Annotated in this window: 19 protein-coding genes; 15 read left to right on the top strand and 4 right to left on the bottom strand. The window is 52.5% G+C overall.

What is annotated here, in order from left to right; translation table 11 throughout:
* Nucleotides 1–185 precede the first annotated feature (185 nt).
* The 5 genes from ACFQ1Z_RS13960 (at nt 186) to alkB (ending at nt 3,617) form a co-directional block, all read left to right on the top strand.
* Nucleotides 186–782 (top strand): hypothetical protein, encoded by a 597-nt coding sequence (locus ACFQ1Z_RS13960; protein WP_379058774.1) that lies wholly within the window; start codon nt 186–188, stop codon nt 780–782.
* Nucleotides 783–841: 59 nt separating this feature from the next.
* The gene (locus tag ACFQ1Z_RS13955; RefSeq protein ID WP_379058772.1) at nt 842–1,468 is read left to right on the top strand and encodes a hypothetical protein; all 627 of its coding nucleotides are present in this window, start codon (nt 842–844) and stop codon (nt 1,466–1,468) included.
* Nucleotides 1,469–1,621: 153 nt separating this feature from the next.
* The gene (locus tag ACFQ1Z_RS13950) at nt 1,622–1,981 is read left to right on the top strand and encodes a hypothetical protein (RefSeq protein WP_379058769.1); all 360 of its coding nucleotides are present in this window, start codon (nt 1,622–1,624) and stop codon (nt 1,979–1,981) included.
* On the top strand, nt 1,965–2,876 hold the full coding sequence (locus ACFQ1Z_RS13945; RefSeq protein ID WP_379058766.1) for a hypothetical protein: 912 nt from the start codon (nt 1,965–1,967) through the stop codon (nt 2,874–2,876). Before ACFQ1Z_RS13950 ends, ACFQ1Z_RS13945 begins: the two co-directional genes overlap by 17 nt.
* 105 nt (nt 2,877–2,981) lie before the next feature.
* Entirely contained in the window at nt 2,982–3,617 is a 636-nt protein-coding gene (gene alkB, locus ACFQ1Z_RS13940; protein ID WP_379058764.1) for a DNA oxidative demethylase AlkB, read from the top strand.
* A 109-nt stretch (nt 3,618–3,726) separates the two neighbouring features.
* Here alkB and ACFQ1Z_RS13935 read toward each other — a convergent pair whose 3' ends face one another.
* Nucleotides 3,727–4,356, bottom strand: a complete 630-nt coding sequence (locus tag ACFQ1Z_RS13935) for a PEP-CTERM sorting domain-containing protein (RefSeq protein ID WP_379058762.1) — start codon at nt 4,354–4,356, stop codon at nt 3,727–3,729.
* Between the two features lie 293 nt (nt 4,357–4,649).
* Between ACFQ1Z_RS13935 and hpf the strand changes: the two genes are divergently transcribed.
* The 7 genes from hpf (at nt 4,650) to ACFQ1Z_RS13900 (ending at nt 11,603) form a co-directional block, all read left to right on the top strand.
* A complete protein-coding gene (hpf, locus tag ACFQ1Z_RS13930) occupies nt 4,650–4,976 on the top strand; it encodes a ribosome hibernation-promoting factor, HPF/YfiA family (protein WP_379058759.1) in 327 nt (108 codons plus the stop codon).
* 138 nt (nt 4,977–5,114) lie between these two features.
* Nucleotides 5,115–6,065: an HPr(Ser) kinase/phosphatase gene (gene hprK, locus ACFQ1Z_RS13925; protein ID WP_379058758.1), complete on the top strand. Its 951-nt coding sequence runs from the start codon at nt 5,115–5,117 to the stop codon at nt 6,063–6,065.
* Between the two features lie 19 nt (nt 6,066–6,084).
* Nucleotides 6,085–6,966, top strand: coding sequence for an RNase adapter RapZ (gene rapZ / locus ACFQ1Z_RS13920; protein ID WP_379058755.1), 882 nt, complete (start codon nt 6,085–6,087; stop codon nt 6,964–6,966).
* Between the two features lie 23 nt (nt 6,967–6,989).
* Nucleotides 6,990–7,397 (top strand): PTS sugar transporter subunit IIA, encoded by a 408-nt coding sequence (locus ACFQ1Z_RS13915; protein ID WP_379033058.1) that lies wholly within the window; start codon nt 6,990–6,992, stop codon nt 7,395–7,397.
* A gap of 12 nt (nt 7,398–7,409) precedes the next feature.
* The gene (locus tag ACFQ1Z_RS13910) at nt 7,410–7,679 is read left to right on the top strand and encodes an HPr family phosphocarrier protein (protein ID WP_379058752.1); all 270 of its coding nucleotides are present in this window, start codon (nt 7,410–7,412) and stop codon (nt 7,677–7,679) included.
* Nucleotides 7,680–9,431 carry a phosphoenolpyruvate--protein phosphotransferase gene (gene ptsP, locus ACFQ1Z_RS13905; RefSeq protein ID WP_379058750.1) on the top strand — a complete coding sequence of 584 codons (1,752 nt, stop codon included), beginning with the start codon at nt 7,680–7,682 and terminating at the stop codon, nt 9,429–9,431.
* Nucleotides 9,432–9,572: 141 nt separating this feature from the next.
* Nucleotides 9,573–11,603 (top strand): M3 family metallopeptidase, encoded by a 2,031-nt coding sequence (locus ACFQ1Z_RS13900; RefSeq protein WP_379058747.1) that lies wholly within the window; start codon nt 9,573–9,575, stop codon nt 11,601–11,603.
* Between the two features lie 152 nt (nt 11,604–11,755).
* Here the strand turns inward: ACFQ1Z_RS13900 and ACFQ1Z_RS13895 are convergent, their stop codons facing one another.
* Complete coding sequence (locus ACFQ1Z_RS13895; protein ID WP_379058745.1) at nt 11,756–12,010, bottom strand: Txe/YoeB family addiction module toxin; 255 nt, start codon at nt 12,008–12,010, stop codon at nt 11,756–11,758.
* A gap of 7 nt (nt 12,011–12,017) precedes the next feature.
* A complete protein-coding gene (locus ACFQ1Z_RS13890) occupies nt 12,018–12,269 on the bottom strand; it encodes a type II toxin-antitoxin system Phd/YefM family antitoxin (RefSeq protein WP_379058742.1) in 252 nt (83 codons plus the stop codon).
* 120 nt (nt 12,270–12,389) lie between these two features.
* Here ACFQ1Z_RS13890 and ACFQ1Z_RS13885 point away from each other — a divergent pair, with 120 nt between their 5' ends.
* The 3 genes from ACFQ1Z_RS13885 to tmpT all read left to right on the top strand — a co-directional run bounded on the left by ACFQ1Z_RS13885 (nt 12,390) and on the right by tmpT (nt 14,911).
* Nucleotides 12,390–12,695: a hypothetical protein gene (locus ACFQ1Z_RS13885; RefSeq protein ID WP_379058739.1), complete on the top strand. Its 306-nt coding sequence runs from the start codon at nt 12,390–12,392 to the stop codon at nt 12,693–12,695.
* A gap of 204 nt (nt 12,696–12,899) precedes the next feature.
* The gene (locus tag ACFQ1Z_RS13880) at nt 12,900–14,162 is read left to right on the top strand and encodes a hypothetical protein (protein ID WP_379058736.1); all 1,263 of its coding nucleotides are present in this window, start codon (nt 12,900–12,902) and stop codon (nt 14,160–14,162) included.
* Nucleotides 14,163–14,236: 74 nt separating this feature from the next.
* Nucleotides 14,237–14,911 (top strand): thiopurine S-methyltransferase, encoded by a 675-nt coding sequence (gene tmpT / locus ACFQ1Z_RS13875; RefSeq protein ID WP_379058732.1) that lies wholly within the window; start codon nt 14,237–14,239, stop codon nt 14,909–14,911.
* Here tmpT and ACFQ1Z_RS13870 read toward each other — a convergent pair.
* A complete protein-coding gene (locus ACFQ1Z_RS13870; RefSeq protein ID WP_379058728.1) occupies nt 14,904–15,563 on the bottom strand; it encodes an HAD family hydrolase in 660 nt (219 codons plus the stop codon). The two genes, tmpT and ACFQ1Z_RS13870, sit on opposite strands and share 8 nt — an antisense overlap.
* Nucleotides 15,564–15,728 lie beyond the last annotated feature (165 nt).

The following is a 15,728-nucleotide window of genomic DNA, read 5'->3' as shown; positions in this document are numbered from 1 at the left end:
AGACTAGCGGCGCCCCCCTGCAGTGCAGCTTTGCAGCCTATTACTGAGGGATGACACACCATGGCAGAGATAATAGAGAACCGTTACGCTACAGCATTTATAATAAGCGTTTTTATCAGCAGCCTTGCCTGGCGGTAGCAACTGAAAAGTTGCCGCAAACCATACTGCAATTCAAAGTCATCAGCATGCGCCTATTGTTATTTGCCAGCATCACTATGCTGCTTACGCTCTCATCACTCACGTTCGCCGGCGACTATGTCAGCGCAGACCAGGCGATCAAGCAACCGGCGGTGATCCCTGCGCCAGTTCAAGCTTATCTGGCCAAGGAGATAGCTAGCGGCTTTGCCGAGTGCAAAGCACAGGCGGCAGATATCAGGCTGGCGTTTGAAGCAAAAATAGTGGATTTGAACTCATCGGTGCAAGCATTGGTCGTAAAACCACGCTCAAGATGTTTTTGCAGCAGCGACGCCTGCCCGATGTGGGTGTTTGCGGCTGCACCCGCCCCTGATCCTAAGGTGGCGAAACTGATTTTCGAATCGCCCATGGCAGGCCTGCTCAGCTTCTCGGACAGGAAAACCAGGGGCTATCCCGACATCAAGGTATCAGGCGGCCTGCTCAGCCATGGTTATGAGGTGCGTTATGTGTGGGATGGCGCGGAATACCAGGAGATCTACAATCAGGTCTGGGTGTGGAATGCGGAGCGCGAATGTAACGAAGCAGAAATCGAAGAACTGAAAGACGGCAAGTGGATCAAGACATCGAATGAATGTCTTAAAATTTAATTCTTATTGATTAGCGCTTTGTATAAGCGGCGTATCAAACAAAAAAGGCATACCTACAGATGTTAGCAAGCTTAAAATCATTTTCTTACCTCGCCACCCGGGGTTTACTGCTGGGTTTACTGTTGCTGGGTTTACTGATGTTTGGTTCGGGCATGGCCCAGGCAGATGATACTTTTGACACTAAAGAACGTTTCAAGAATCCGGCCAAGATCCCCACGCATATCCTTCACTACCTGAACAAACAGTCCAATCGCGAGGCGATCGCAAGTTGCCAGGAAGCTAAACCGCATGAGCTGTTTGAAGCTGAGACCATCAGCCTGAATCAATCGACCAAGGCCTATCTGGTGAAACCTGCCCGCAGCTGCCTGTGCACCGCGGTGACCTGCCCGGTCTGGTTGTTGCAGGCCAAAGGCAGTACTGCAAAACTGCTGTGGCATATGCCGGCCACCAGTGTGGTTGAAGTGCTGGACAAGAAATTGAACGGTTACAGAAAGATCAAGGAAGCCTACACCGACGAGGCACATGGCAGTGAATCGATATGGTCATGGGACAGGGTCAACTACACTGAGATCTACAAGAACTCGTGGAAAATGGACCCCGACAAAAAATGCCGTTTGGGCGAAGAGACCATACAGCTGGTGGATGGCAAAATGGTCAATCACACGATAAAATGTCCCCAGGATTAGCCTGGCCGGTGAACTATCTGGCGGCCTGAGTATGAACTTGATGGCCGGCTGAGTTTGTTGCAGCGAGTGCAGTAGCCTGCCACGCGATAGGAGGCAAACATAGTGAGAGTGATCGCCGCTTTCCTGATTGCGCCAGCACTGGCAATCACTTGCATGTGTGTTTTATTTGGTGGCCAGCCATATAAAGATGCATTAGTGGTCAGCCTGATGATCGCCTACCTTACCTACCCTTTTGTGCTGGCCATAGGCCTGCCTTTATTCTGGCTGCTCTACAGTAAACAATGGCTGGGACTTAAAGCCTGCCTGCTGGCTGCGCTGATCTGTGCGTCTATCGCATTCATATTTATGCTCAGCCCGCTGGACGCCCAAGAAAGGTTGCGGCAGGTTCAATCACAGGGTCTGTTTATCGTGGCGACTGCCTTGCTGGGCGGCATTATGTTCTGGTGGATAGGCGTCAGGCACAACCGGGCGCTGAACCAGCCTGACCAGAGTGATTATGCTGCAGCGCCTTAGCCGGATATGGCTGTTGCTGCTGGTGTTGCTGCAGCCTTTGCCAGGCATGCCGGCAGACACCATGCAGCTATGGGTGACGGTAGACTGGGAAGGGCTGTCGCTGGAAGAAGACAATCTGCAAAGCATGCGCGCTTTCCGCGAAAAATTTCCCTATATTCCCCTGTTGCACCTCATCAATCCGGCCTATTTCATACAGCCGGACGTCAACCGCGCGCAGATAGGCAGCCATATCCGCAGCACATTTCTGGCGCATGACACGGTAGGCCTGCATGTGCATGCCATGCGCTCACTGGTGGAATACTGTGGCGTCACCTTTCAGTCCACGCCGTCTATCGCAGATGCGCAAGAGGATTGCGCCCATACCAGCTGTGGTTATTCGGTCAGCCTGGAATATGCTTACAGCCAGCAGGAATTAAGCAAACTGGTGGCATGCAGCAGTGACTTGCTGGCCAGCAATGGCTTTCAGCGGCCACGCCACTTTCGCGCCGGTGCCTGGCAGTTCGGGCCAAAATTACAGGCAGCGCTGGAAGCGAACCGTTTTGTCTGGGATAGCTCGCATATCCCTGCCAGCCTGCTCAGCGGGCGCTGGCACCAGGATAGCAGCATGATACGTTTGCTGAAGAAACTGCATCCGCACAGCACACCGCTGCAGCAGCCATTTGCGCTGAGCATGAATCTGATCGAATACCCGGACAACGCCGCACTGGCCGACTACACCAACACCAAGGAGCTGGTGCAGTTATTCGAGCAGCTGGCCAATGCTCACCATCCGGTCATGGTGCTGGGCTTTCATCAGGAAACAGCCGCAGACTACCTGATCCGGCTTGAGCGTGCCATTCCACGCATGGAAAAACTGGCGCGCGAAAAAAACCTGCGTATCGAATGGATGCACTGAACCATTCCATGCTCTGATCAGGTCTACATACTGATCCAGTCTATATACTGATCAGGCCAGACACCTGCTGTGTCAGCTTCATGCACCTTATCTAAATGTGATCTTATGGACTTATTTGCCGAACAACAGCCTGAATTCGTGCCGCTAGCCACCGGCGCCTGCTGGTTACCCGGCTTTGCCTTGCCGGTGATGGATACGCTGTGGCCAGCCTTGCAGCAGCATTTATGCCAGCACCCGCCGCAACAGATGATGACGCCTATGGGCCTGATGTCTGTGCGCACCAGCAGCATGGGCGATTGGGGCTGGGTGGGCAATGCACATGGTTATGCTTATAGCGCAACGCAGCCAGACACACAGCTGCCATGGCCGGCTATCCCGCCGGTGATATTAGAACTGGCAGCAGCAGCGGCACGCAAGGCGGGATACCCTGATTTTGTGCCTGATAGCTGCCTGATCAATGTCTATGAAGCCGGCAGCAAAATGGGCCTGCACCAGGACAAAGACGAGATGGATTTTTCGCAGCCTATCGTCTCCTTATCACTGGGTATCCCGGCTATTTTTTTATTTGGCGGAGCCAGGCGTACCGATAAGCCGGTAAAAATACCGCTGCAGCACGGCGACGTGGTGGTGTGGGGCGGTGTCAGCCGCCGCTTTTATCATGGTGTGGCGCCGGTGAAAGCAGACAGCCACCCACTGCTGGGCAGCAAACGCATCAACCTGACATTAAGAAAAGCAAAGTAACTGACTCGAGCAGGCATTAGCAGATAGCTGCCAAAAACTAGCTATATAAAACGAAAACACCTGAGCAGGAAATCCCACTCAGGTGTTTTTTATGACTTAACAGCGAGTATTAAGCGTTAGTGATGCGACGACGCGCCAACAGCAAACCACCCAGACCCAAAGACAGCATCAACGCTGAGGTCGGCTCAGGCACGTTGCTGACACTCACTGCCACTCTGTCCAGGAACACAGTGGTATCACCACCAACACCACCCGTGCCTTTAAAAGCAATGCTATTGCTACCTGCACTCAGAAAGCCTAAGGACAGAACGCTATTGGTCCAGCCGGTTTGCGTCGTCAGTTTAGTCAAAAAATTACCATTCACATAAACTTCCAGCTCTTGCCCGGCCGCATAGTTAGGACGCAAGCCATAAAAGAAAGAAAGATCGGCATTACCAGCCTGGGCCACGTTAAAGGTTTGGCTCAGCAAGCCGGTAGTCGTTTGCAAGAAAGCATATTGACTGCCTTCCTGCGCCGTCACCAGGCTAGAGGTGGCAACACCAGTGCCTATGCCAAAGTTCCAGCCTACGTTAGGGCCAGTAGGTTCATAGTTAAACGTCCAATTACCATCTGAACCCACTAAAGTGGTGGCAGTCCATGAAGCTTCAAATCCATCATTGATCAAGGTTACGGCTGCGGCCTGAGCATTTACAGCAGCAAAGGCCAGTACTAGAAAACTGGCTACTGAAACTTTACGCATTATCGATCCCCTTAAAATATTTTTTATACCGAACAGCCACTCTACTCCGCTGATCGGGCGCTTGTCATTAGCCCGTTCAGGTAATCAGGGCTTTAGTTTAAATTAGTTTGCAGGGCGGGTGGAATCACAACAGTTAGCGCAGAAAAAGCAGTGATTTTGCTGATCAAGATCAACAATCCGGCGCTATTCCGGGTTGCATCTGTATTTCAAAGGAGTACACTGAACTTGTCCCAGCCGCCCAATTGATAAGGCAATTGAGAACAGGATGGGATCTTTAAATCAAAGGAGTTTTCATGAATCTACAACTTACAGGACATCATTTAGAAATCACTCCGGCTTTGCGCGAGTATGTTTTATCCAAGTTTTCGCGCATCAGCAATCACTTCGACCACGTGATTGATGTCAAAGTCACCATGTCTGTTGAAAAGCTCGCCCAAAAGGTTGAAGCCACGCTACATGTTCCAGGTAACGATTTGCACGCTGCCTGCACCGATGAGAATATGTACAGCGCCATAGACATGCTTACTGACAAACTTGACCGTCAGGTATTGAAACACAAGGAAAAACATGGCGACCATCATAAATCTGGCGGTGCTGTGAAGCACCAGTTGAGCGCTTAACTTCTGTTTCTACTTCTCTACCCACCGGGTAGAGAATTCACCCCCCCGGTTCACTTTTACCTCGTTTCACTCCCCAGCAACAACTTTCAGTTGTAAAATAAGCCTAGTCTCTTTGTTGCAATTGGTTCAGGACCATACATGGCACAAATCTCAGTGGCCGACTTGTACAAGCAAATTCGCGGAAAACTCAAATTGAAATGGGTGGCAGGCGAATCAGGCGGCAAAAAAATCCTCAACTCCGGCACCGTCACCAAACCTTCACTGGCGCTGGTTGGCCATTTGAATTTTGTACACCCCAACCGGGTACAGGTGCTGGGCTGTGCAGAAATGGATTACCTGGGCGGCCTGAGCATACTGGCACTGCAACAGGCAGTGACCAACCTGTTTTCTACCGACCTGGCCATGGTGGTGGTCGCCAATGGCGAGCAGGTGCCGCCTACCATGCTGGAAGCCGCGCAGCAAAACCAGGTGCCTTTATTCACGACCCCTATGATCAGCCCACAGCTGATGGAGCTGCTCAGCCATTATCTGGCGGTAGCAACGGCAGAAACCACCAGCCTGCATGGCGTTTTCATGGAGGTGCAAGGGTTTGGCGTGCTGATCACCGGCAGTGCCGCCATCGGTAAAAGCGAGCTGGCGCTGGAACTGATCTCGCGCGGCCACCGCCTGGTCGCCGATGATATCGTCGATTTTTACCGTATATCCCCCGAGCGCGTAGAGGGCCGCTGCCCTGAGTTATTGCAGGATTTCCTCGAAGTTCGTGGCCTGGGGATTCTGAACATACGCGCACTCTATGGTGATAATGCGGTCAAACCGACCAAGCCGCTGGATATGATGATACAGCTGGAACTGGCCGATGAAATGAACCCGCTGGAACTGGACAGACTGAGCGCCAACCGCCACACCGAACGCCTGCTGGATGTTGAGATCAGCAAAGTCATCATCCCTATCGCCGCCGGACGCAACATCGCGGTACTTGTAGAAGCCGCGGTGCGTAACCATATGTTGTTATTGCGTGGCGTCAATGCGACCAAACAACTGACGCAACGGCAAAAGCAAATCATGCTGAGAGAGAGCAAATTACGATGACAAACTGGTGGTCACGCTGATGCAACTGGTGATTGTGACTGGCTTATCCGGCTCGGGTAAAACCATTGCGCTGCGGGTGTTTGAAGACAGCGGCTATTACTGTATCGATAATTTGCCGGCTACCCTGCTACCTCATATCCAGAACCATGTGGCTGACCAGAACTCGTCCAAAGTGGCGGTCAGCATCGATAGCCGCAGCATCGCCATCGAGTCGCTACCGGATATCCTGCAAACGCTGAAAACGCAGGGCATAGAATTTCACTTGCTGTATCTGGATGCCAACAATGAAACCCTGGTCAAACGCTTTTCCGAGACCCGGCGCAAGCACCCGCTGAGCACGCCCAGCCAGGCGCTGGCAGAAAGTATCACGCACGAGCGCGACCTGCTTTCTGGCCTGAGTAACATAGGCCACCATGTCGATACCAGCAACCTGTCATCCAATGCCTTACGCAACCACACCCGCGACTGGATGCTGCAGATAGAACAGGGCTTTCAGCAAGTGCGTCCGCACAACCTGGTGCTGTCGTTTATTTCGTTTGGCTTTAAACACGGTATCCCGCTCGATGCCGACTTCGTATTTGATGTGCGCAGCCTGCCCAACCCGCATTACGACCTGATCTTGCGCCCTTATAATGGCAAACAGGCGCCGATACAGCAATTTCTGCAAAATGAACCCATGGTGCTTGAAATGCAGCATGATATTCAGCACTATATAGAAAAATGGCTACCAAGCTTTTATCACGACCATCGCAGTTATGTCACGGTTGGCATAGGCTGCACAGGGGGGCAACACCGTTCCGTCTTTCTGGTGGAACAATTGGGGGCATATTTCAAGCAACTGCACCAGGTAATGATCCGTCACCGGGAATTACAGGATGTGGCTGTGGTGGTATCCCCTTAAATAACGAACTCTGAAAGTAGACTATGATTGGTGTTTTGATTATTGCGCATGGCAGTTTCGGCCAGAGCCTGATTGATTGCGCAACCCATGTCATGGGAAATCGCCCGGCCCAGTTGGATTACCTGGAAATATCCAATCACGATGACCCGGCCCTGATATTGCCCAAAGCCGAAGCACTGGTGAAAACACTGGATAGCGGCCAGGGCGTACTGGTGTTATCGGATATTTATGGCGCGACCCCGTGCAATATCGTCACCCGGCTGCTGACGCCCGATGCGACCGAAGGCGTGGCCGGCGTCAACCTGCCCATGCTGGTGCGCGTGCTCAATTACCGTCATGAAGGCCTGCATGCCTGCATAGACAAAGCCTTGAGCGGTGGCCGCGAAGGGGTGGTCCACTTTACTAAAACAACTTGTCATCACACACAATAACTCCAACATTCCATGGCCAAAATTTCACTAGAAATCATCAACAAGCTCGGCCTGCATGCGCGCGCTTCTACCAAACTGACACAGACTGCCAGCCAATTTAAAAGCGAAGTCTGGATAGAAAAAAACGGCCGTCGCGTCAATGCCAAAAGCATCATGGGCGTGATGATGCTGGCTGCCGCCAAAGGCAGCATCGTCGAGATCGAAGCCACAGGCGCAGATGAAGAACAGGCGATCGCTGCCTTGCAGACCCTGATCAACAATTATTTCGGCGAGGGTGAATAATTGACCAGTTTCAGCATGCACGGTGTCGGGGTTTCCAGCGGCATTGCTATCGGGCATGCCCACCTGATCTCCCACGCCTTACTGGAAGTGGTCCATTTTAAAGTACCGGCGGCGGCGATACCGGTAGAGATCGCACGTTTTGAAAGCGCGATCGCCATCGTCAAGAAAAACCTGGAGCAGATCAGAGAACAATTGCCGGCCAGCGCACCGGCAGAGCTGAGCGCATTTATCAACACCCACCTGGCCATGCTCAGTGACAAGGCGCTTTCCGAGGCGCCAAAAGCCATCATCCAGAATGAGCGATGTAATGCGGAGTGGGCGCTCAAGCAACAAATGGACGATATCGTCGCCCAGTTCGAGGCGATAGAAGACCCCTACCTGCGTGAGCGCAAACACGATGTGGTGCAGGTGGTAGAGCGCGTGATCAAAGTGTTGCTGGGCCGCGACCAGCTCGACGCCAGCGAGAAGAAACAGCAGGCCAGACAGGAGCGAGCCATGATACTGGTCGCGCATGATGTGTCGCCGGCCGATGCCATCCAGTTCAAGCATCACCAGTTTGCGGCGTTTATCACCGATGTAGGCGGCATCACTTCGCACACTGCCATCCTGGCGCGCAGCCTGAATATCCCGTCTATCGTCGCCTTGCAGCGTGCGCGTGACCTGATCAACGATGGCGAGCTGATGATAGTCGATGGCACCCAGGGCGTGGTGATCGTCAACCCCGACCCTGAAGTGCTTTCTGAATACCAGCTCAAGCAAAACCAGTGGCAACTGGCGCAGCAAAAGCTGCAACGCATTAAAACCACCAAAGCGGTGACGGTGGATGGCATAGCCATAGACCTGCTGGCCAATATCGAGGTGCCGGAAGATGTGGTCAGCGCCAAGGCTTCAGGGGCCGTGGGCGTAGGCTTGTATCGTACCGAGTTCCTGTTTATGAACCGTAGCGAGATGCCGGGCGAGCAGGAACAGTTTGAAGCCTACAAACACGTGGCCGAAGCTATGAAAGGCTATCCGGTCACTATCCGCACCCTGGATATAGGCGCCGATAAACAATTGCATTCCGACGAGATCGTCACCGCGACCAACCCGGCACTGGGCTTGCGCGCCGTGCGCTATTGCCTGTCTGAACCGCATATCTTTCATACCCAGTTCAGGGCCTTGTTGCGGGCTTCGCATTACGGCAAGGTCAAGATACTGATCCCCATGCTCTCCACCCTGGCCGAACTGCGGCAGACCAAGCTGCTGTTGCAGCGCGCCAAAGATTCATTGAGCCAGCAGAATATCCCGTTTGATGAGCAGATCAGCCTGGGTGGCATGATAGAGATCCCGGCCGCCGCGATCAACGCCGAGGCGTTCGCGCAGGAACTGGATTTCATGTCCATAGGCACCAATGACCTGATCCAGTACACACTGGCGATAGACCGTGCCGATGACACGGTGGCGCATTTGTACAACCCCTTGCATCCGGCGGTATTAAAGCTGATCCAGCTGACCATACAGGCAGCAGAAAAGTATGGCAAACCGGTTTCGGTATGCGGCGAAATGGCGGGAGATATCAAGCTGACACGCTTGCTGGTGGGCCTGGGGATGCGGCAATTATCCATGCACCCCTCGCAGATACTGAGCGTGAAATCGCAGATACTGCAATGTGAAGAAGCGATACTATCCAGACAGGCGAAAAAGATACTGTCCCAGAGCGACCTCGAGAAAATAGAACCGCTGGTCAGAAAATTCAATGGTGAGTTTGCCTGAGCAGGCTGCAGGCATCAGCACATGGCTTGATTTAACAAAACTCATCACCATCATCAGAATATACAATCAACAAACCGCGAACATTAGGGCCAAACAGCCATCTGACCATTAGCGATATCGCATTTCAGCAAAGGACATGTTGTGAGCACCAACCCATTACTCAGTTTTAGCGGCCTGCCAAAATTCAACCAGATACAACCAGAACACGTATCGCCGGCGATAGAGCAGCTGATCAGCGAAGGCCGCGCCCTGGTGGAGCAATTGGCGACTTCAGCCGAGCAGGCCAGCTGGCAAAATTTTGTGCAGCCCATAGAAGATTTCTCTGAAAAACTATCGCGCAGCTGGGGGCCAGTCGGCCATATGAATGCAGTGGTGAATACACCTGAACTGCGTGCCGCCTATAACGACAACCTGGCCAAGCTGACTGATTTCTATAGCGACTTATCCCAGGATGAACGCCTGTATAACAAATATAAAGCCATACAGGCCAGTGGCGAATTCGCGCAGTTGAGTGCTGCGCAAAAAAAGATCATAGAGAACGAAGTGCGTGGTTTCAAACTCGGCGGTGCCGAATTGCCGGCCGCCGAAAAAGCACGCTTTAAGGAGATCGCCGAACAACTGTCCAAATCCGGCAGCAAGTTTGAAGAAAACATCCTCGACAACACAAACGATTTCAAACACATAGTCGAAAATGCCGCCGAGCTGAACGGCTTGCCCGAAGACGCCTTGCAAGCGGCGGCCGAAGCCGCCAAAGCCGAAGGCAAGAGCGGTTATCTGTTCAGCCTGCATTTCCCCTCTTATATGCCGGTGATGCAATATTGCGACAACCGTGCGCTGCGCGAAACGCTGTACCGCGCCTACGCCACGCGTGCTTCAGAATTCAGCAAAGCAGAATGGGATAACACGCCACTGATCGCCGACCTGCTGAAACTCAAGCGCGAAGAAGCGCAGCTGCTGGGCTTTAACAATTATGCCGAGCTGTCACTGGCCACCAAAATGGCCGATGCGCCACAGCAGGTCACCGACTTTCTGGATACGCTGGCAAAACGCGCCCGGCCCTATGCCGAAAAAGACGTGGCCGAGCTGAAGGCCTATGCCAGCAAGCTCGGCTTTAGCGAAATGCAAGCCTGGGATGTAGGCTATGTCAGCGAAAAACTGCGCCAGGAGAAATACGCGTTCTCCGACCAGGAGGTGAAACAGTATTTCCCCGAAGACAAAGTAAAAGCCGGCCTGTTTAAAGTGGTCGAAACCATTTTTGGCGTACAAGTGCGGCAGACCGATGCACCGCTGTGGCACAAAGACGCCAGCTTTTATGAGATCAGCGACCAGCAACGCCAGCCTATCGCTTACTTTTACCTGGACTTGTACGCACGCAATGGCAAACGCGGCGGTGCCTGGATGGACGAATGCATCACCCGCCGCAAAACCGCCAGCGGCATTGAACTGCCAGTGGCTTACCTGACCTGCAACTTCTCGGCGCCGGTGTCTGGCAAACCTGCCCTGTTCACGCATGATGAAGTGATCACCTTGTTCCATGAGTTTGGCCACGGCCTGCACCACATGCTGACGCAAGTGGATGAATACAGTGTCTCCGGCATCAAAGGCGTGGAATGGGATGCAGTGGAATTGCCCAGCCAGTTTATGGAGAACTTCTGCTGGGAATGGGATGTATTGCGCCATATGACTGCGCACGTCGATAGCGGCGAGCAATTGCCGCGCGCGCTGTTCGACAAAATGGTGGCGGCCAAAAACTTCCAGGCCGGCATGCAAACCGTACGCCAGATTGAATTCTCACTGTTTGATATGCGTCTGCACAGCAGTTTTGACCCGGATAGCAAACAAACGGCACTGGATATCCTGGAGCAGGTGCGTGACGAAGTAGCGGTAATACGCCCACCGGCATGGAACCGTTTCCCTAACAGTTTCAGCCATATTTTTGCCGGCGGTTACTCGGCTGGTTATTACAGCTACAAATGGGCCGAAGTGCTGTCTGCCGATGCCTATAGCCTGTTTGAAGAACTGGGCGTATTGTCGGCCGAAGCCGGCAGCCGCTTCAAGAACGAAGTACTGGCGCAAGGCGGTTCGCGCCCGGCGATGGAGTCTTTCGTCGCCTTCCGCGGCCGCGAGCCCAGCCTGGATGCCTTGCTCAGGCATAATGGCATGGCGAGCTAATAATAAAAAAACCAAGTTCAAAAACTTGGTTTTTTTTATGGCCTGATTGTTGGTCTTCACACTCAATACTAACGGCCTACCCTATTGCAGTTTATTGCGTTCGGATATTCAGCCTAAGTATGGATACTAGTCTCAGCAACGGAATAGAAAATCTAATAGTGGTACCTCAACTGCACAATCCAAAGCGCATCCTGCTCGATTTTATACACGATGCGATGTTCATCGGTGATGCGCCGTGACCAATAACCACTCAGCGCATGCTTGAGTGGTTCAGGCTTACCAATGCCGCTAAATGGTTCGCGCTGGATTTCCTTAATCAGCTTGTTGATCCGCTCCACCATTTTTCGATCTTGCTGTTGCCAGAATAAATAATCATCCCAGGCATCGTTGGCAAAAATCAGTTTCATGGGTGTGCTACTCAACGAGTGTGCGGATCTGGCCTTGGCCGGTTTCCAGTTGCTCGATAGCATTCATCAAGCGTTTAGTGTTAGCTGGACTGCGAAGTAAATACGCGGTTTCTTCAAGCGATTTAAAGTCTTCCAGTGACAACATCACCACTGATTGCTCGCCATTGCGGGTAATAATGAGTGGCGCATGTTCCTGGCAAACTTTGTCCATGGTGCTGGCAAGGTTAGCTCTCGCCTTTGAATAAGTAATTGCATCCATTTGACACCTCCTATATGTACAGAAAATTGTACACCATTTATTTTTGACCGTCCAACTTCGGCCTATACTTTTCTCTTGGTTTGACTTAGTCTTTTAGAAGTATAAATAAAAGGAATTCCCATGCATTTTCGTAGCCATATTCTATGCTTGACCCTGTTGCTAACAACCACCATGGCATTTGCCGCCAAAGAAGAGGCGGATGATATCCACGCCAAAACTGCCGAAGGTGACGAGGTGGTATTGCACGCCAATGGTTACTGGGAGTTTAAAGATGCCAAAAAGGCCGAAGTGGCCAAGGTGAAAGTGGAACAGTTTGAGCGTAGCAATGGTTGCCCCTTAGGCATGCGGCCTAGCTTTTTAGGCGTGGGGCGCTGCATTGCGTTTGACGACCCTATCCTGCGTCGTGGTTCGTTGAAACCCCGTTGATGCCATCACTGCGCGCCAGCTTGTGGCGTCAGCTGGCACTAAAACAGGGCACTTTACAGTGCCCTGTTGGTTTTTCCTGGCAAGACTTTGCTTGATCGCTGCAAATTCAGCCGCAAAAATGGCTTTTTTGCACTATCCAGCCTATATTTAGTCATAGGTACAAGCTTTGCTTAATAACGTTATGCATAACTTGGTGAAACGCCTATGAATACGCCTTCTACGCTTAATTCCTTCCAATTTGCCCGTCATGGCGATAAACAGAACTCGGCTTTTTTTGAGGAATATCTGCAAAAATTGCTGGAGGAACGTGATCAACTTGGTTTGACCGATATGATTCAGGAGATCGATGCCATGATGATCACGGTAGACCCCGACCATTCGATTCAATATATCGCGGAATTGTCGCTGATGACTTCGTATCACTACCTGGTCACCCTGGAGAGTGAACAGCACTGGACGCATGTGATGCGCATAGACCTCAATTCACCGGATCTGCTGGTGCGTGAAGTAAAAGACCCTAATTTTCGCGGTATTTTCCGCTCGCTGAATGAGATCTACCCGGTAGGTGCGCGCAAACCCAATAGCCGTTACATGGGGGAGATCATACGCGTGACCAATATGCATGAGGTGGTCAAATTGCAGGAGGAGCGCGAGTTCCGTTTCTTCACCCAGGATGAAGTGCGCAAGCTGGAACTGCCAGGCAATGTCGCCATCAGCAAACCGTCGCCTTATACCCATAACATCATTGGTTACATGAAACGCGAGCCGGATGAGCTGCGTGTGTATGCGCTGGGCATTAGCACCATACGTGCCGATGTGCACGCCGCTTACGAGCTAGCCAAGAAGCTGCAGGCCAAATTGCGTATAGATGATCTGATCCTGCCGGTAGACCACCTGGCTACCCGGGTGTATAGCCAGAACCGCGAAGTCGCCATCCTCGAGTATCTGTCCTGGTCCAGCTATTACTTCTGGGGGGCTTACAATATCTGGGACCAGAACTCTTCTACCAATGTGACCAAGAGCGTGCATGGCTTTTCCGAAACCAAAAGCCCGGCCAAAGTGTTCACCGCCAACAATACGCCCTACTTCGTCAACCATCTGGAAAAGCTGCCTTCGCCCACCGAAACCTTTGTGCGCAACTACGGGCCGCGTTTGCATCATGTGGCGTTATCGGTGAAAGACGGTTCGCGCGATGGCCTGGAAAATATCGAATTCGTGGTCAATGCCATCGCCAGTGAAGGCAAAGGCTTTTTGCTGGACGTGATAGGCTCCAAGGAAGAAGGCCTCAAGCAGATATTCTCCAATGCGTCTGAACACTCGTCGCTGATCATTGAGTACGTGCAACGCTACAATGGCTTTAACGGTTTTTTCACGCGTGACAATGTTGCCAAACTGACCGAAGCGGCCGGCGTTGAAGAAGGTGTGCTGGAGGCACAGGCCAAACTGAGCCACGCCAGACATAAATAAACTTAAAAATAAACTGCCGCCTGGCGGGTGGCGGCTGCTTTATACTATCGCCACTCAAACCAGGCGCGATGGCAATGCAATCTGAGCACAATTTCTGGCACCAGCGCTGGCAAAACCAGCAGATCGGCTTTCACCTGCAGTCAGTCAACCCGCTGTTAGCCGCGCATTTTCAGGCGCTGGCACTAAAGGCTGGTCAACGTATCTTTATCCCCTTATGCGGCAAAACGCTGGATATACACTGGCTGTTGTCGCAAGGCGTACACGTGGTCGGCGCCGAGTTGAACCAGCTGGCGGTGGATGCATTATTTGCCGAACTGGGCTTGCAGCCCACCATCACCCAGGCTGGCACACTGCGGCATTATCACGCGGTGACCCAGCAGGCGCAGACCATTGATATTTTTCAGGGCGACTTTTTTGCGCTGGATGCGGCATTGCTGGGCCGGGTAGATGCCACTTACGACAGGGCCGCATTGATCGCGTTGCCAGCAGAGTTGCGCGCCACTTATAGCGCACATCTGCTAGATATCACCCATGGCGCAGCGCAATTATTGATCAGCTTTCATTACGACCAGTCATTGATCTCGGGGCCACCTTTCAATGTCAGCGCGGATGAGATCAAGCTGCATTACGCCCAGGCGTATGACATCGCATTGCTGGCAGAAGAAATCATGCCCACCGGTTTAAAAGGGAAATACCCGGCGCAGGAAAAGTGCTGGCTGTTAACGCCGCTGTCAGCCGCGCCTAAATGATGCAGCCGGCCAGCGCAGCATGGTTTTGCAGCCAGTGCTCCAGACTTTCCACCACCTGATGCGACTGGCTGCGTACCAGGTCGCTAGGCTGCCTTAGATCGGGCACCACCACCACGCGCAAACCGGCGGCGATCGCCGCCTGCGCACCGAGCTCGCTATCCTCGAAAGCGATACATTCATGCGCCTGCAGACCCAGCTTTTGCAAGGCCAGCAGGTAAATATCCGGGTTGGGCTTGCCGCGACTGACCTCCTGCCCGCTGGTGACATGGCTAAAATAATCCAGCACGCCGGTGTGGCTTAAGCGATGCGTGATATGCGGGATAGGCGATGACGAAGCCACACTGCAGATGATGCCCTGCGACTGATAAAACTGCAGTAACTTGTGTGCGCCCGGTTTGAGCGGAAACACATGATTGCAGGCATCCAGATAGGTGTTCAGCCCCTGCATCACATGCTGAAAGTTTTCTTCGCTGCCCAGTTGCTGGGTCATCAGGCGCGTGGAATCCGCCCACACCCGCCCGACCAGCTCTACATATTCCGCCTGCGTGTAGGTGATGCCTATGGTGGCGGCAGCCTGTATGCAGCCTTGCATGATGATGCGTTCGGAGTCGATCAAAAGACCGTCCATATCAAAAATAGCTGCTTTAATCACTTCAACTTCTCGGCAGGTCAAAAAAGAGAGACCGCCATTTTAACGCGATTGCCTGCCTGGCTATGCAGTAGCACTAAAAAACAGACTAAATAACAAACACTTGCTTGGTACCGCCACAAAAAATAGCCGCAAGCTAGCTGCGTCAAACAAGCTTGGCTGATCGAT

The organism is Methylophilus luteus, assembly GCF_042676265.1.
GTDB lineage: Bacteria > Pseudomonadota > Gammaproteobacteria > Burkholderiales > Methylophilaceae > Methylophilus > Methylophilus luteus.
Note: the sequence above shows the minus strand (reverse complement) of the source record. Positions and strands in the feature narration are given on the sequence as shown.

Excerpts from the sequence above, each read along its gene's own strand:
- ACFQ1Z_RS13960 (WP_379058774.1), top strand. The coding sequence starts at position 186 with ATGCGCCTATTGTTATTTGCCAGCATCACTATGCTGCTTACGCTCTCA.
- ACFQ1Z_RS13955 (WP_379058772.1), top strand. The coding sequence starts at position 842 with ATGTTAGCAAGCTTAAAATCATTTTCTTACCTCGCCACCCGGGGTTTA.
- ACFQ1Z_RS13950 (WP_379058769.1), top strand. The coding sequence starts at position 1,622 with ATGTGTGTTTTATTTGGTGGCCAGCCATATAAAGATGCATTAGTGGTC.
- ACFQ1Z_RS13945 (WP_379058766.1), top strand. The coding sequence starts at position 1,965 with ATGCTGCAGCGCCTTAGCCGGATATGGCTGTTGCTGCTGGTGTTGCTG.
- alkB (WP_379058764.1), top strand. The coding sequence starts at position 2,982 with ATGGACTTATTTGCCGAACAACAGCCTGAATTCGTGCCGCTAGCCACC.
- ACFQ1Z_RS13935 (WP_379058762.1), bottom strand. The coding sequence starts at position 4,356 with ATGCGTAAAGTTTCAGTAGCCAGTTTTCTAGTACTGGCCTTTGCTGCT.
- hpf (WP_379058759.1), top strand. The coding sequence starts at position 4,650 with ATGAATCTACAACTTACAGGACATCATTTAGAAATCACTCCGGCTTTG.
- hprK (WP_379058758.1), top strand. The coding sequence starts at position 5,115 with ATGGCACAAATCTCAGTGGCCGACTTGTACAAGCAAATTCGCGGAAAA.
- rapZ (WP_379058755.1), top strand. The coding sequence starts at position 6,085 with ATGCAACTGGTGATTGTGACTGGCTTATCCGGCTCGGGTAAAACCATT.
- ACFQ1Z_RS13915 (WP_379033058.1), top strand. The coding sequence starts at position 6,990 with ATGATTGGTGTTTTGATTATTGCGCATGGCAGTTTCGGCCAGAGCCTG.
- ACFQ1Z_RS13910 (WP_379058752.1), top strand. The coding sequence starts at position 7,410 with ATGGCCAAAATTTCACTAGAAATCATCAACAAGCTCGGCCTGCATGCG.
- ACFQ1Z_RS13895 (WP_379058745.1), bottom strand. The coding sequence starts at position 12,010 with ATGAAACTGATTTTTGCCAACGATGCCTGGGATGATTATTTATTCTGG.
- ACFQ1Z_RS13890 (WP_379058742.1), bottom strand. The coding sequence starts at position 12,269 with ATGGATGCAATTACTTATTCAAAGGCGAGAGCTAACCTTGCCAGCACC.
- ACFQ1Z_RS13885 (WP_379058739.1), top strand. The coding sequence starts at position 12,390 with ATGCATTTTCGTAGCCATATTCTATGCTTGACCCTGTTGCTAACAACC.
- ACFQ1Z_RS13880 (WP_379058736.1), top strand. The coding sequence starts at position 12,900 with ATGAATACGCCTTCTACGCTTAATTCCTTCCAATTTGCCCGTCATGGC.
- tmpT (WP_379058732.1), top strand. The coding sequence starts at position 14,237 with ATGCAATCTGAGCACAATTTCTGGCACCAGCGCTGGCAAAACCAGCAG.